We start from the raw sequence: 15,587 nt of genomic DNA, 5'->3' as shown, positions 1-15,587 counted from the left end.
TATAACACTTGTTTTAGTAAGAGTGTTACCGTTTTCCAATTAATTATCTCCGCATTGAAATGCTTGAGAAAACATGGAGCCATCTGCTACATAGATATCTTTATTAATTAGGTACAATATTTTGATTCACTCTAAAGAAATTGTTGGGATCGTATTTCTTTTTTAAACTAGTTAAGCGTTCATAATTGTCTTTGTAACTTGTTTCTATACGTTTCTGCCCTTCATCCATTATAAAATTCAGATATACACCTCCAGAAGAAAAAGGGTGTAGTGCATCCCAATATTCTCTACACCATTTGGTGATTTTATCGGCATTTTTAGGATTTGGATCAACCCCAACAATAACCCCAGCATATTTTGCTCCTCTATATGCCCAAGGTGTGGCATCTTTCGGCACTCTACCTGCTGCTCCGCTAATTGGGTACAGGTGCATTTGAGAAAGTGGCGTGGGTATATTTGTTCCAAAGGCTAAGAGTTGAGCACTCATTTCTGGAGTAACCTCATTAAAAAAATCAGCTTTCCAATACCATTGTAAACCAGGAGGCATCAGTCCGTCAAACATGCTCTGAATAGATGGATAAGGCATTTCTCCAATGTGTTGAAACAAAGGTTCCATATCCAATATAGGTTTAAAGACTTCTTGGGCTTTATCTAAATCGCCTGTATAACACCATACGATACCGCAAAAATGTTTATGGTGAAGATGTTCTGGAAAAGGTGGTCCAGGTATCACCATCGTTGTAAAAAACCCATTCAGGTCATCTGGTGCTTTATTTAGAAATTCGTGATACCATTTCATAATTTCATTTGTTTTTTCGATTGGCCATAGAGTTGGTCCTCCAAATACATTAGTAACGGGATGCGCTTGAAAAGTAAAAGTAGTTACGATGCCAAAATTTCCACCACCACCGCGGATCGCCCAAAATAAATCACTATTTTCCTCTGAATTAGCAGTAACGAACGAGCCATCGGCAAGTACCATTTCAGCCTCAAGTAGGTTATCAATTGTTAAGCCGTATTTCCGTGATAAATGTCCTATACCACCACCAAGTGTTAGCCCTCCTACGCCTGTAGTTGAGATTATTCCTGCAGGAATAGCAAGTCCAAACGCATGCGTGGCATGATCCACTTCACCCCAAACATTTCCTCCGCCTACTTTCACTGTATTGTCTTTGGTATTTACTAACACAAATTTTAAACCTGATAAATCGATTACCATACCGTCATCACAAATTCCTAAGCCTCCCGCATTATGTCCACCACCTCGTATTGAAACTAATAAATTATTTTCTCTCCCGAAATTTACTGCATAAATTACATCAGCAACATCCACGCACATAACAAACATTCCTGGATGTTTGTCGATCATGGCGTTATATACTTTTCTTGTTTCATCGTACAGCTCATCTTGGGGAAGTATTATTTTTCCTCTTATTTGAGATGATAAAGAATCAATTAAAGAGGAATCTAAATTTTTTACTACTTGTGTCATCGTATTATTTTTAAGAAATTAGATGTTTATAGACACATTAGAAGTCGGAGCAGTAAAGGTGATGTCTCTATTTATTTGTAGGTACGTACTAAGTTAGTGAAATACAGTGACTTAATTAGTTAAAGTCAAGTTATTTCTAAAATAGTTTTTTCTGAAAAGTAATTTTTTCGAAGATTATTTTTATTCTAAAAAGTATAATGTGCAGATTCCAAAAGCACGAAGGAACCAACAAAAAAATAATATCAAACGATTTAAATATTTGTATAGTTAAGCAGAAGAATTTAGGAATACTATTGATGGAAATGACAATGTCAAAAAAAGAAGAATTGGAAAATTTTAAATACTATGATTAGTTTAATTAGCAATCTTTTTTAATTTACTAATGTCGATAATAGTAATCTTTTTGCCAACTAATTTTATTAATCCTAATTTATTGAAATCAGACAGTAATCGAATACAACTTTCAGTCGCTGTACCTATCATTCCTGCTAATTCCTCTCTTGATAATTGAATATGTAAAGAACCATCTTCGTTTTTACCAAAATTGTCTTCTAGATAGATAAGTGTTTCTGCCAGTCTTTCTTTAACTGTTTTTTGAGCCATTGAAACCATATGGTCATCAGATTCTTTCAAGTCACCACAAATGTTTTTCATCACATTCATTGAAAACTGGTTATTGTGATCAAAGAAACCCATTATTTCGGTTTTCGGGATAAAACACACTTCCATATCTTCAAGAGCGACAGCACTCAAATTAGTTGGTTCATCACTTATCATAGAGCGTTGACCAAGTAATTCTCCAGGTTTTACAAGTTTAACGATTTGGTCTTTCCCGTTTGCGCTTAGTTTAGAGAGTTTACAAACACCATCTTTAATACAAAAGATACCATTAACACTTTCCCCTTCGTGAAAGATAGATTCCCCTTTTTTAATTATAAAGGAAGTTTTACAATTAGCAATTTTTAAAAGTTCGTCTTTTTTTAAAGCTTTAAGCGAGCTAAATTCCCTAACGATACATTGTTCGCATTTACCCATAATAAAAAAATTTCTGAATTTACGAAGTTACTCTTTAATATGACAATTGTCATAGAATTGACTTAAAATCTTTCTCAACTTTGCATCAGGTATAATGAGCAAATTTATGGACACACAAAACTGTTTCCATTGTGGGTTAGATATTGTAAAGGAAGACGAATTAATTTTTGACGAAAAAAACTTTTGTTGCAACGGTTGTAAAACGGTGTATGAAATTTTCAGTCTTAATGATTTGACTTGTTATTATGATTTCGAAAATTCCCCTGGAGCAAGCCCCCAAGATATTGGAGGTAAATATGATTTTTTAGATAACGAAAGCATCGTTTCAAAGCTATTGGAATTCCAAGAGGATTCTGCTGCTATTGTTTCGTTAAATATTCCTCACATTCATTGTAGTTCTTGTATTTGGATACTTGAAAACTTACAACGTCTTCAAAAGGGGATCAATTTTTCCCAAGTCAATTTTCCCGAAAAGAAAGTCCGTATTTCTTATAATTCTGACTTAGTGACACTCCGTGAAATAGTGAATTTACTAAGTTCAATAGGATACGAGCCCTACATAAGTTTAGAGAATTACGAAATAAAAAAAGGCGCTGTTGATCGAAGTCTCACCTATAAATTAGGAGTTGCTTTCTTTTGTTTTGGGAACATTATGTTGCTTTCTTTTCCAGAATATTTTGAAGTGAAAGAATTTTGGTTGGACAATTACAAACCATTTTTTCGTTGGTTAATTTTTGCCTTGGCATTACCGTCTTTCTTTTATTCGGCTAGTGGATATTATGTTTCTGCTTACAAAAGCATAAAATCAAAAATGCTAAATATTGATATTCCTATTGCTTTAGGAATCATTGTGATGTTTGTGCGTAGTACGTTTGATATTGTTTTGGATTACGGTTCTGGTTTTTTTGACAGCTTAACAGGTTTGATTTTCTTTATGCTTTTGGGAAAAATGTTCCAAATTAAAACCTATAGCTTTCTGAGTTTTGAACGTGATTTTAAATCGTATTTCCCAATTGCAATCACCCGTATCAATACAAATTCTTCTGAGGAAAGTGTTCCTGTTTATGATATTCAAAAAGGGGATCGATTATTAATAAGAAATCAAGAACTTATTCCGGTAGACGGCATTTTAATTAGTGATAAAGCGGCTATAGATTATAGTTTTGTTACTGGGGAAGCTGTTCCTATTACTAAGAAGTCAGGAGATAAAGTTTTTGCTGGCGGGAAACAAATTGGAGAAGTGATTGAAATGGAAGTGCTACACTCTGTTTCTCAAAGTTATTTGACCCAATTGTGGAGTAATGATGTATTCCAGAAAAATGTGCAGCGAAAACACAAAACGATAACTGATGCAATCAGTCGTTATTTCACGCCTATCTTATTGTTAATTGCCTTTTCAGGTTTTGGTTATTGGATCTTTTTTGATGCCAATACTGCTTTCAATGTGTTTACGGCTGTACTTATTGTGGCTTGTCCTTGTGCACTTGCATTAACAGCCCCGTTTACAATGGGTAATGTATTGCGGATTTTAGGAAAGAAAAAATTCTATCTCAAGAACGCTTTGGTTATAGAACAATTGGCTAAAGTGGATACGATTGTTTTTGATAAAACAGGGACGATAACTACAAATAAGAAATCGAACATTTCTTATGAAGGGGAAGCTCTTAATGATGATAACTTGTTGCTAATAAAAAATGTGTTACGTGCCTCAAATCATCCTTTGAGCAGAATGTTATATGATTTCTTGCCTGATGTAAAAAGATTGAAATTAAATGATTTTAAAGAAATTACAGGAAAAGGAGTTCAGGCTTCAATTGACGGAAAGTTGATCCAAATTGGTTCTGCGGATTTCGTGTGCAAGCTGGAAGAGAATTCTATAAAACAAACATCAGTACATATTAAAATTGATGGGTTGTATTGCGGAAAATATATTTTCAATAATCAATATAGAGAAGGATTAGAAAATTTATTTAGAAGTTTAAAAGGGGAGTACCAAATCAAAGTTTTGTCTGGAGATAATGAGGGCGAGCGTGCCACTTTAGAAAAATTGTTGCCCGCAGGAACCGAATTGATTTTTAATCAGAAGCCGGAACAAAAACTGGATTTTATCAAGAGTTTGCAAGAATCAGGTAAAAACGTGATGATGGTTGGGGATGGTTTAAATGATGCTGGTGCTTTGGCTCAAAGTAATATAGGTATTTCCATTTCCGAAAATGTAAATGTTTTTTCCCCAGCTTGTGATGCTATTTTGGAGGCCAATGAATTTCAGAAACTGCATTATTTTTTAAGGTTGTCCAAAAAAGCGATGACGACAATAAAAATGAGTTTCGTATTGTCATTGTTGTATAATGTAGTTGGTTTGTCATTTGCTATAACCGGAAATTTACAGCCTCTGGTTGCTGCTATAATAATGCCTTTAAGTACAATAACAATTGTCAGTTTTGTTACGATTATGAGTAATTATTATGCAAGAAATAGTAATAATTATGTAAATTTTAAAAAGAAATAGAGCGCTATTTTTACATAAATTTCGAATTATGACAAATGTCATATTTTAAAAAAGAATAGGAATGTAATTTTGTCTAACACAAATTTAAGGTATGAGTGTCATTTATTTATTAATCTCCATCAGCATATTTGTTGCGATTGGCTTTTTTGTTGCTTTTGTTTTGGCAGTAAAAAATGGTCAATATGACGACGATTATACACCCTCAGTCAGAATGCTTTTTGACGATGAGATCATAAAAACACCCAAAAAAGAAATACAAACAACAGAAGAAAAACAAATTTAATTATGGAAATGCAACAGTTTTATTACGATAACAAAATTGTTAAAAAGTTTATTTACGCTACCATTGTTTTTGGAGTAGTAGGAATGTTAACCGGTTTGCTTTTAGCATTCTTGTTTTTATTTCCTAATCTTACAGATGGAATATCGTGGTTGAGTTTTGGAAGGTTGAGACCGCTGCATACAAATGCAGTTATTTTTGCTTTCGTAGGAAACGCTATGTTTGCAGGTATTTATTACTCTTTACAACGTTTATTAAAAGCCAGAATGTTTAGTGATTTTTTAAGTAATCTAAACTTTTGGGGATGGCAATTAATTATTGTTGCCGCGGCAATTTCATTACCACTTGGGTACAGTACTTCTAAAGAATATGCTGAATTAGAATGGCCTATTGATATTGCAATCGCTTTGATTTGGGTAGTTTTTGGTATCAATATGATTGGTACAATAATAAAAAGAAGAGAGCGTCACTTATATGTAGCGATCTGGTTTTACCTGGCTACTTTTGTTACTGTTGCGGTTTTACATATTTTTAATAGTTTAGCGCTTCCAGTTTCAGCAATGAAAAGTTATTCTGTTTATGCAGGAGTTCAAGATGCATTAGTGCAATGGTGGTATGGTCATAATGCAGTTGCATTTTTCCTTACAACTCCATTCTTGGGATTGATGTATTATTTTATTCCAAAAGCGGCTAACCGTCCTGTATATTCATATCGTTTATCGATTGTTCACTTTTGGTCTTTGATATTTTTATATATCTGGGCTGGTCCTCACCATTTACTGTATTCTGCATTGCCTAACTGGGCTCAGAATTTAGGTGTTGTTTTTTCTATAATGTTAATCGCACCGTCTTGGGGAGGTATGATCAACGGATTGTTAACACTTCGTGGTGCTTGGGATAAAGTTCGAGTAGAACCTGTATTGAAATTTTTTGTAGTTGCAATTACAGGATACGGAATGGCAACTTTTGAAGGACCTATGTTGTCTCTTAAAAATGTAAATGCTATTGCTCACTTTACAGACTGGATTATTGCTCACGTTCACGTAGGTGCTTTGGCTTGGAATGGTTTTATGGCTTTTGGTTTGATTTATTGGTTAGTTCCTAGAATGACTAAAGGACCTTTGCACTCTTTAAAATTAGCAGATTTCCATTTTTGGATTGGTACATTAGGTATTATTCTTTATACACTTCCAATGTATGTTGCAGGTTTCTTGCAAGCGTCAATGTGGAAACAATTTAATCCTGACGGGACATTGACTTACGGAAATTTCCTTGAAACAGTTACTCAAATTATGCCAATGTATTGGATGCGTGCCATAGGTGGTACATTATATCTTATTGGAATGTTAGTGCTGGTTTATAATATTATACAAACAGTAAGAGCTAACGCTGCAATTGAAGATGAATTAGCTGAGGCTCCTGAATTACAAAGAATAAGTAGTAGTAGATTAAAAGGAGAAAAATTTCACCCTTGGTTAGAAAGAAAACCTATCCAACTTACAATTTTAGCAACAGTAGCTATTTTAATTGGTGGTGTGATCCAGATTGTACCTACACTTATGGTTAAATCGAATATCCCTACAATTGCAAGTGTAAAACCATATTCTCCTTTAGAATTAGAAGGACGTGATTTATACATACGTGAAGGTTGTGTGGGTTGTCACTCTCAAATGGTAAGACCTTTTAGAAGTGAAGTAGAGCGTTATGGACCACAATCTAAAGCAGGAGAGTTTGTTTACGATCATCCATTTTTATGGGGTTCTAAGCGTACTGGTCCAGATTTATTAAGAGTAGGAGGGAAGTACAATGACAATTGGCATTTCAACCATATGTGGAATCCGCAAAGTACCTCTTCAGGTTCTATAATGCCAGGTTACAAATGGTTGTTTGATAATAGCGCTTTAGACATTTCGAATATTGAAGGAAAAATGAAAGCGATGCAAACTCTTGGAGTTCCTTATACTGATGCTGAAATTACTGATGCTAGAAAATCTATGGATACTCAAGGGCAACTAATAGAAGATAATCTACACGCTGATCCTGATTTTGTGAAAAGTTATGAAAACAGCAAGAAAAAAGCTGTAGCAAGAGGAGAGAAATTTATCCCAATGAAAAATCGTGAAATTGTAGCATTGATTTCATACATACAACGATTAGGGACTGACATCAAAGTAAAAGATAACAACTAAAAACTAGCGTTATGTTCGAACAAATAAAACACAATATGGAGACTATCGCAGGTGTTGAGATATTTCCGATACTGTCTTTGTTAATTTTCTTTTCCTTTTTCGTAGGACTTGGAATATGGGTTTATTTTTATAAAAAGGAGAAGATTGAAGAATTGAGTCAGATCCCATTTGAAAATTAAACAAGCAATTTTCTGTAATTAGTTTTTAAATCACTAAAGCAGAATATTAGTTTCATTATCAGCCTCTTCTCGTAAAAAAGGTTGAATTTAGAGAATATAAAAGCAATAAATAATCATTTTCGGCTTCGCCTCCCTCTTTTTTGGAGAGGGATGTAGAGCGGATTTCAAAATATTAAAAATGAAAAAATTAATTCCAGCTTATGTAAGAGTACCGCTAATTTTCTTCATTGTTTTAAGCGCAATGGAATATTTTATCGACTCAGGTGATCGTCCTGCATTTATAAAATACCCAATGGTATCAGTGTTCTTATTCGTATTTCTGTTTCTTTTAATAGCAATCGAAATCACTGTTAAAGCAATTGATAATATTACCTATCAGTTACTGACAGATGATCAAAAGAATGAATTAGAAGAAGAAAGTAAATTGAGTTTCAAGGAAAAAGCTTGGTACATAAATTTAATGCAGAGTCTTACTAAAACAGCGCCTATTGAAGATGAAGGAAGTGTTTTATTAGAACATGATTATGATGGGATAAAAGAATTAGATAATAATTTACCGCCATGGTGGGTTTATTTATTCTATGCTTCTATTGTTTTCTCAGCAATTTATTTTGTCCGTTTTGAAATAATGGATGGAGATAATCAGGAAATGGAACTCAAAAAAGAATTGGCTCAAGCCAAAATTGATGTTGCAGAATATATGAAAACTGCTCCTGATTTAATGGATGAAAAAACAGTTACCCTACTTACTGAACCAGCAGATTTAGCTGAAGGAAAGTCACTTTTTGAAATGAATTGTGCTGCTTGCCATAGAGCTGACGGTGGTGGGCAAATAGGTCCAAACCTTACAGATGATAAATGGATTTTAGGTGGAGGTATAAAAAACATTTTTCATACTATAAATAATGGTGGACGTGATGGAAAAGGTATGATTGCCTGGAAAGGTACGTTGAAACCAAAAGAGATGCAAAAAGTGTCTAGTTATATAATATCTCTATTAGGCAGTAATCCAAAAGACGCAAAAGAAGCTGAGGGTGAAGTTTGGGTTGATGATCAAGAGTAAATAGCATATAAAGCTTAAAAATATCGAATCGAGTTCGAGAAAACACAAAAAAAATGTCAAAAATACCGGATGAAGCTTTTAGAGATACCATAGGTACAATCGATAAAGAGGGAAAAAGGAAATTTATTTTCCCTAAAAAACCATCTGGAAGGTTTTATGACTATAGAAAATGGGTTAGTTATGTTTTACTGATTATTCTTGTTGCTAATCCGTTTATAAAGATCAATGGCAATCAGTTTATGTTGTTTAATGTATATGAACGCCGTTTTAACATTTTCGGGTTCCCTTTCTGGCCACAGGATTTTTATATTTTTGTGATTTTTATGATCGTAGCCGTCGTTTTTGTGATCCTGTTTACGGTAATTTTTGGTCGGATATTTTGCGGTTGGATTTGTCCACAAACGATTTTCTTAGAAATGGTTTTTCGAAGAATTGAATATTGGATCGAAGGAGACAGAGGCGCACAAATCCGATTAGAAAAACAAGAGTGGAATGCGGAGAAAATAAAAAAGAAAGGCTTAAAATGGACTGTCTTTTTAATTATATCTTTTGCTATCGCCAATGTTTTTCTGGCCTATGTAATCGGTTCTGATGAATTGTTTAAAATGATAGAAGAAGGACCTGAAAGTAATGTCAGTACTTTGATAGCGCTGCTTATTTTTACCGGAGTTTTCTATTTTATATTTGTTTGGTTCAGGGAACAAGTTTGTATTATTGCTTGTCCATACGGTAGATTGCAAGGTGTTCTTCTCGATAATAAATCCATCAATGTCGCCTATGATTTTGTACGTGGTGAAAAAGAGGAAGGTAGAGCCAAGTTCAATAAAAAAGAAGATAGAGAATTATCTGGTAAAGGAGATTGTATTGATTGTAAACAATGCGTGAATGTTTGTCCCACAGGTATTGATATTAGGAACGGTACTCAGTTAGAATGTGTGAACTGTACGGCCTGTATCGATGAATGTGATACGATTATGGAAGGCGTTGGTTTGCCTAAAGGATTAATTCGTTACGCATCTGAAGACGAGATAGAGAAAAAAACTCCGTTTAGGTTTACAGCAAGAATGAAGGGGTATACCGCAATACTTGCTATTTTGGTAGGGGTATTATTAGGTTTGTTGTTTTTAAGAAATGATGTAGAGGCCACAATTCTAAGGTTGCCGGGGCAGTTATTCCAGCACAAAGGAGAAAACATAAGTAATATTTATACGTTCAAGATTATCAATAAAACGAATAATGACTTCAATGATATTCATTTTAAATTAGTTAGTATCAAGGGAACTTTAAAAGTGGTGGGAAATCAGAAGTTTAAAGTGGCTAAACAAGAAATGAATAGCGGAACTTTATTTGTGGAAATTAATCAAAACTTATTAGAAAGTGATAAAACAAAACTTCTAATAGAAGTTTATGAAGGGGATAAAAAAATAGAATCAACAACAACAAATTTCCTCAGCCCGAGGAGTTTTGATTAGAGATTTATACATTTTGTAAATTAGTCGGAATTTTTAATGAAGAAGAAGTCTTCGAATAAAATAAGGAAAAATGAAAATTAATTGGGGAACAGGAATAGTCATAGCGATAGCATTGTTTATGTCTTTTATCTTATATTTTGTTATCAAAGTACAGTCTAATTCTAAATACGATAATGAATTGGTTGTTGAAGAATATTACAAGAAAGACGCGCGCTTTGGCGAAGAAATGGTACGTGTTCAAAATGCACAGGATTTAGATCAAAAACCAATAATTACAAAAACAGCAGCAGGGATTACCATTGAATTTCCTGCAGTTTATGATATTAAAAAGATTAAAGGGAAAGTGTCCCTCTACAGGCCGTCTAACAAAAAATTAGATTTCGAAATACTTATTTCGCTTTCTAATCCATCTTTGCTCATACCTAAATCAAATTTGGTAGGCGGCCGTTGGGACCTTAATATGGAATGGCAATATAACGGAAAGTCATACCTTACTAAAGAAACTATTTATATAGATTAAGGTCTAAAGTTTAAAGTTTAAGGGTGTCTTGTCATAACCATCGACGTTTTACTAACTCATAACTCCTAACTTCCTAACTAAAAAAAAATGCTCTACACCGCTTTTCTTTTCGGTTTAATCAGTAGTTTTCACTGCATAGGAATGTGTGGTCCCATTGCTATGATGTTACCCGTAGATCGAAGCAATCAGGCTAAAAAAGTCACTCAAATTCTAACGTATCATTTAGGCAGATTGACTGCTTATGGAAGTATTGGTTTCGTTTTTGGAATGCTTGGAAAAGGTTTTTTTATGGCAGGAATACAACAAAACCTATCCATTTTTATAGGTGTTGCCATGATTGTGGTTATTCTGGTTCCAGAAAAAATATTCGCTAACTATAATTTTTCAAAACCAGTCTTTAAATTGATTTCTAAAATCAAATCTGCTTTAGGGAGTCAATTTAGAAACAAGAGTTATAAGTCGTTGTTTATCATAGGTTTATTGAATGGTTTTTTGCCATGTGGAATGGTTTACGTAGCTTTGTTTGGTTCAATTGCTATGCAAAGTGAAAGTCTTGGTGTTTTATATATGATTTTATTCGGTTTAGGAACTGTTCCTATGATGAGTAGTGTTGTATATATTAATTCCTATTTGACGATTCCCATTCGAAACAAAATTCAAAAACTAATTCCTTATGTCGCCATCCTTATTGGTGTATTATTTATTTTAAGAGGGTTAGGGTTAGGGATTCCTTACATTTCGCCTAGTAATATGAGTTTGTTTGTACAAGAGCAACCTAATTGTCATTAACATTTTAAAATTATTTTTATGGAAAGACATGATTTATTACACGAGTTCCCTGAGCATAAGGAAAAAATTCATCAATTAAAAATCTATAATTCTCACTTCAGGGAGTTATTTGACCAATATCACGTATTGGAACATGAAATTCACCGTATTAATACTGGTGTTGATATTGCCATAGATGAATATGCCTATATTCAGAAAGCAAAATTTCTTTATATAAAGGATGAAATAACCTCAATATTAGAAGACAACTAAAAACACTAAAATTATAAAAAAGCTGATTTTGCCAATTTTATTTATTGAAGCTTTTTTGTTTTCTAAATACAAATCCCATTAGTTTATATAGATAAATCTTTATAAACTACTGGGATTGTGTCTGATTTTATAATAATATAATTCTGGTTTTTGTCAATATTTGTTAACGTTTATATTTTATTAAATAGTCATTGAAAACAAAGCTGTTTCAGGAGCTTTTCTTTTGAGACGAAGGTCAAATGCCATACAAATGTTTCGCACATAAGGTTTCCCTGCTTCAGTCACCTGAATTCCGTCTTCTATCATAATTAAGAATCCGTCTTTTTCCATTTCTTTTAATTGAATCAATATTTCTGGGATTTCTTTGAAATAATTTGATTTGTCTTTCCAAGTAGTTTCAAACTTACACATTAAATTCAGAATGTGTTTTCTAATGATGAGGTCTTCATCAGTCAATAGATGCCCTCTAAAAACGGGAAGCATATCGTTCTTCAATAACTCGTAATATTCTTCTATTTTTTTTACATTTTGAGCAAAACTATACCAACTGTCACTGATTGAAGAAACTCCTAATCCAATCATAAGTTGTGTTTTTGATGAACTGTATCCCATAAAATTACGATGCAGTTTGCCGTTTTGAAAAGAATCGTATAAACTATCTTTTTTTAAGGCAAAATGATCCATTCCTATTTCGTGATAGTCATTCTTATACAACAAATCTTTACCTATTTCGTAAAGCATTCTTTTCTTTTCGTCTTTTGGAATGTCTTCGTCTTTAAAACCGCGTTGCCCGTTTCCTTTTATCCAGGGTACATGAGCATAGCTATAAAATGCTAATCGATCCGGTTGTAATGATTTTGTTTTCTCAATTGTGTCCACTATATCTTCAATTTCCTGAAAAGGCAAACCAAAAATGAGATCATGTCCTATCGAAGTATAACCAATTTCTCTGGCCCAAAGAGTAACTTTGGCTACATTATGGAAAGGTTGTTCTCTATGTATCGCTTTCTGCACTTTTTCTGAATAATCCTGAACTCCAAAACTGACTCTTCTGAAACCTAAATCGTATAATTTTTGTAAATGTGCACGAGTAGTATTGTTAGGATGTCCCTCAAAACTGAATTCATAATCTTTTGCTTTTTCAGCAGTACAGAAAACCCCATTAATTAAATATTCTAGATTTTCTATTGAAAAAAACGTAGGTGTTCCTCCACCTAAATGGATTTCTTTCACCTTTGGTTTCTCTTCCAGAATATTACAATACATACTCCATTCTTTTAAAACGGCTTCTATATATGGGTTTTCAAGATCGTGGTTTTTTGTGATTCTCTTATTACAGCCACAAAAGGTACATAGGCTTTCGCAAAAGGGTAAGTGTATGTATAAACTTATTCCTTCCTTAGAATTGCTTTCTATAAATGATTTTTTGAGTGTTTCTAACCAAATTTGATTGGTGAAATCAGTTTCTTCCCAGTATGGTACAGTAGGGTAGCTTGTATATCTAGGACCTGGTACATTGTATTTCTGTAAAAGAGAGTTTTTCATGGTATCAACATTTTTCATTAATCAAAATTACTCCTACTCGTGAGAAGTTGAAATGATAAATGTCATATTCCTTTTTTATAAATGGGATTCTAATTAAAAGTTGCTGTTGAGTTGGTTTTATAAAAAAAATCCCTCGTACTAATTTCTAATACGAGGGATTGATTATATATTGTTATAAGTGTTATTCTAATTTTAGATTTCTTAGTTGCTTTAACTTTTCCTTCCATAAATCAAGGCTTTCCTTATGGATTGCAATGTTTTTACGTACTTCTAAAACAATTGAATTCTCTTTTTTAGCATTTCTTGTATTAGTGAAAAACTGAATGTTGTTTTCCAATTGGAATATTTCATTCTGAACTTCATCAATTTTACGCATTAAGAAAATCTTTTCGTTTTCTAGTTTTCGAGTATCGTTGTTTTCAGATAAATGATCCATGCGATTAGCAAATCGCATCATATCAGTTTCTTTCTTACTTAAACTTAATTTATCAAATAGAGCATCTAATATTTTATTAAATTTCCCTTCGATATGTCTTCTTGTAAAAGGTACTTTCCCAAAAGACTTCCAAGTTTCAATATGTAATTTGATGGCATCAAGATCCGTTTTGTGATCACCAGTCAATTGAAATTCTCTTAATGTTTCTAAGTAAGCTTTCTTTTTTTCGAAAGCTTCTATTTCCTCACTGTTTTCTTCGTTTTGATGCTCTTTTAATTTATCAAAATAATGATTGCAAGCATCTTTGAATTCTTTCCAGATTGAGTCAGAATATTTTCTAGGAACATGGCCTATTTTCTTCCACTCATCCTGAATTTGCTTCATAACAGGAGTTGTAGCTGCAAAATCAGTGCTTTCTTGTAACTCTTTAGCTTTAGTGACAAGAGCTGTTTTTTTACTTAAATTTTCGTTTTGATCTTTCTTAATGTCTTTGTAAAAAGAGTTCTTGAATGAATTAAAATTTCTAACAGAATTTTTAAAAGCTAACCAAGTTTCTTCATTAACATCCGAAGGTACTTTTCCAGCTGCAAAGAAATTAGATCTCAATAATTCTACTTTTTCAATTTGAACTAGCCACTGAGAATGTGAATTTACTTTTACGGTTGCCAGAACATCAATCTCAGCAATAATCCCTTTTTTAGTTTCAAGATTCTCTAGCTCAGTCCCTCTTAGTTTTTCGAATAAAACTTCACGTTTGTCGTGCATTTTTTTAGTCAAATCACTAAATTGATTCCAAATTTCATCTCGGTTTTCTCTAGAAACAGGACCTATGTCTTCTTTCCAGATTCTATGTAAATCTTGTAATTCTCTAAATGCTTTATTGATGTCAGCTTCATTTACTAACTCTTCAACACGAGCAATAATTTTAAGTTTTTGTTCTAGATTGTGTTTGAAATCCAGGTCTCTCGCTTCTCTGTCAAGATGTAAATAATCATAGAAGTTCTCCACATGAAAATGGTAGTTGTTCCATACGTGATTGTATTTATCTTTTGGAATCGAACCCGCGGTTTTCCATCTTTCTCTTAATTCATTAAAATGTTTTAGGGTATCCTTGATGTTTTCTTGTGGGTTGATTAGCTCTTTTAATTCTTCAACAATGGCTAATCTGATTTCAAGATTTGATTTCAGGTTCGTTTGCAAACTCTTGAAATGGGTATTTTTATTATCTCTAAACTGAGAATAGTATTGGTCAAATTTTAATTTTAAAGGAGAATGGTATTGAAAATCCTCAGTAGTGTCTGGGTTTTCAGTATGGTATTCCTCTTTTTTTTCCTCAATGAAATGATTGAATTTTGCTAAAAAAGATTTTTTAATTTCTTCCACATGGTCTTTAACAGACATCACTTTTTCCGTAGAAACTAAGTTTTTCAATTCCTCTACTAGAGCATCCATTGTAAATGTATCATAATCCTGCATCGGGATGTCGTGACGTTCCTTTAAAGTCTCGTCTTCACTTTCCTCAGCATTTGAATCTTCAATAGAATTCAAAGCATTTTGATTGTCATTTTCCACAACAGCTTCCGTTTGAGGAGCTTCTATTGAAGTTTCTTCAGTCATTACTGTTTCTGCTTGTGCTGATTCATTTGAATCATTTGCTAAATTTCCATCTGCAGTTTGCAGGTTATCGTTCATTTCTTCTAACATTTTTTCAATGTTTAAGGTTTCTAATTATATCGAACACGAAAGATAGTAAAGCAGTATTGAAATTCAAAACAAATCACCTATTTAGAGTCGTTTTATGTTGAAGCGGAAATTTTATTTAAATG

Annotated in this window: 13 protein-coding genes; 9 read left to right on the top strand and 4 right to left on the bottom strand. The window is 33.1% G+C overall.

The window, feature by feature from the left end; translation table 11 throughout:
* Window positions 1-103: 103 nt before the first annotated feature.
* Window positions 104-1,492 (bottom strand): FAD-binding oxidoreductase, encoded by a 1,389-nt coding sequence (locus FLAK523_RS13700; protein ID WP_248904446.1) that lies wholly within the window; start codon window positions 1,490-1,492, stop codon window positions 104-106.
* Between the two features lie 354 nt (window positions 1,493-1,846).
* Window positions 1,847-2,527 (bottom strand): Crp/Fnr family transcriptional regulator, encoded by a 681-nt coding sequence (locus tag FLAK523_RS13695; RefSeq protein ID WP_248904444.1) that lies wholly within the window; start codon window positions 2,525-2,527, stop codon window positions 1,847-1,849.
* Between the two features lie 106 nt (window positions 2,528-2,633).
* Between FLAK523_RS13695 and FLAK523_RS13690 the strand changes: the two genes are divergently transcribed.
* The 9 genes from FLAK523_RS13690 to FLAK523_RS13650 all read left to right on the top strand — a co-directional run bounded on the left by FLAK523_RS13690 (window position 2,634) and on the right by FLAK523_RS13650 (window position 11,780).
* Window positions 2,634-5,036, top strand: coding sequence for a heavy metal translocating P-type ATPase metal-binding domain-containing protein (locus FLAK523_RS13690; protein ID WP_248904443.1), 2,403 nt, complete (start codon window positions 2,634-2,636; stop codon window positions 5,034-5,036).
* A 91-nt stretch (window positions 5,037-5,127) separates the two neighbouring features.
* Entirely contained in the window at window positions 5,128-5,319 is a 192-nt protein-coding gene (ccoS, locus tag FLAK523_RS13685) for a cbb3-type cytochrome oxidase assembly protein CcoS (protein ID WP_248904441.1), read from the top strand.
* A gap of 2 nt (window positions 5,320-5,321) precedes the next feature.
* Window positions 5,322-7,505 (top strand): cytochrome-c oxidase, cbb3-type subunit I, encoded by a 2,184-nt coding sequence (ccoN, locus tag FLAK523_RS13680; RefSeq protein ID WP_248904439.1) that lies wholly within the window; start codon window positions 5,322-5,324, stop codon window positions 7,503-7,505.
* A gap of 11 nt (window positions 7,506-7,516) precedes the next feature.
* Window positions 7,517-7,684 (top strand): CcoQ/FixQ family Cbb3-type cytochrome c oxidase assembly chaperone, encoded by a 168-nt coding sequence (locus FLAK523_RS13675; RefSeq protein WP_248904437.1) that lies wholly within the window; start codon window positions 7,517-7,519, stop codon window positions 7,682-7,684.
* Between the two features lie 178 nt (window positions 7,685-7,862).
* Window positions 7,863-8,747 carry a cbb3-type cytochrome c oxidase N-terminal domain-containing protein gene (locus FLAK523_RS13670; protein WP_248904435.1) on the top strand — a complete coding sequence of 295 codons (885 nt, stop codon included), beginning with the start codon at window positions 7,863-7,865 and terminating at the stop codon, window positions 8,745-8,747.
* 53 nt (window positions 8,748-8,800) lie between these two features.
* Window positions 8,801-10,219, top strand: a complete 1,419-nt coding sequence (gene ccoG, locus FLAK523_RS13665) for a cytochrome c oxidase accessory protein CcoG (RefSeq protein WP_248904434.1) — start codon at window positions 8,801-8,803, stop codon at window positions 10,217-10,219.
* A gap of 70 nt (window positions 10,220-10,289) precedes the next feature.
* Entirely contained in the window at window positions 10,290-10,739 is a 450-nt protein-coding gene (locus tag FLAK523_RS13660; RefSeq protein WP_248904432.1) for a FixH family protein, read from the top strand.
* A gap of 87 nt (window positions 10,740-10,826) precedes the next feature.
* Window positions 10,827-11,528 carry a sulfite exporter TauE/SafE family protein gene (locus tag FLAK523_RS13655; protein WP_248904430.1) on the top strand — a complete coding sequence of 234 codons (702 nt, stop codon included), beginning with the start codon at window positions 10,827-10,829 and terminating at the stop codon, window positions 11,526-11,528.
* Between the two features lie 18 nt (window positions 11,529-11,546).
* Window positions 11,547-11,780, top strand: coding sequence for a YdcH family protein (locus FLAK523_RS13650; protein ID WP_248904422.1), 234 nt, complete (start codon window positions 11,547-11,549; stop codon window positions 11,778-11,780).
* A 180-nt stretch (window positions 11,781-11,960) separates the two neighbouring features.
* Here the strand turns inward: FLAK523_RS13650 and hemN are convergent, their stop codons facing one another.
* Entirely contained in the window at window positions 11,961-13,325 is a 1,365-nt protein-coding gene (hemN, locus tag FLAK523_RS13645) for an oxygen-independent coproporphyrinogen III oxidase (RefSeq protein WP_248904420.1), read from the bottom strand.
* 181 nt (window positions 13,326-13,506) lie between these two features.
* A complete protein-coding gene (locus FLAK523_RS13640) occupies window positions 13,507-15,465 on the bottom strand; it encodes a DUF349 domain-containing protein (protein WP_248904418.1) in 1,959 nt (652 codons plus the stop codon).
* Window positions 15,466-15,587 lie beyond the last annotated feature (122 nt).

It is taken from the genome of Flavobacterium sp. K5-23, assembly GCF_023278045.1.
Lineage (GTDB): Bacteria > Bacteroidota > Bacteroidia > Flavobacteriales > Flavobacteriaceae > Flavobacterium.
Note: the sequence above shows the minus strand (reverse complement) of the source record. Positions and strands in the feature narration are given on the sequence as shown.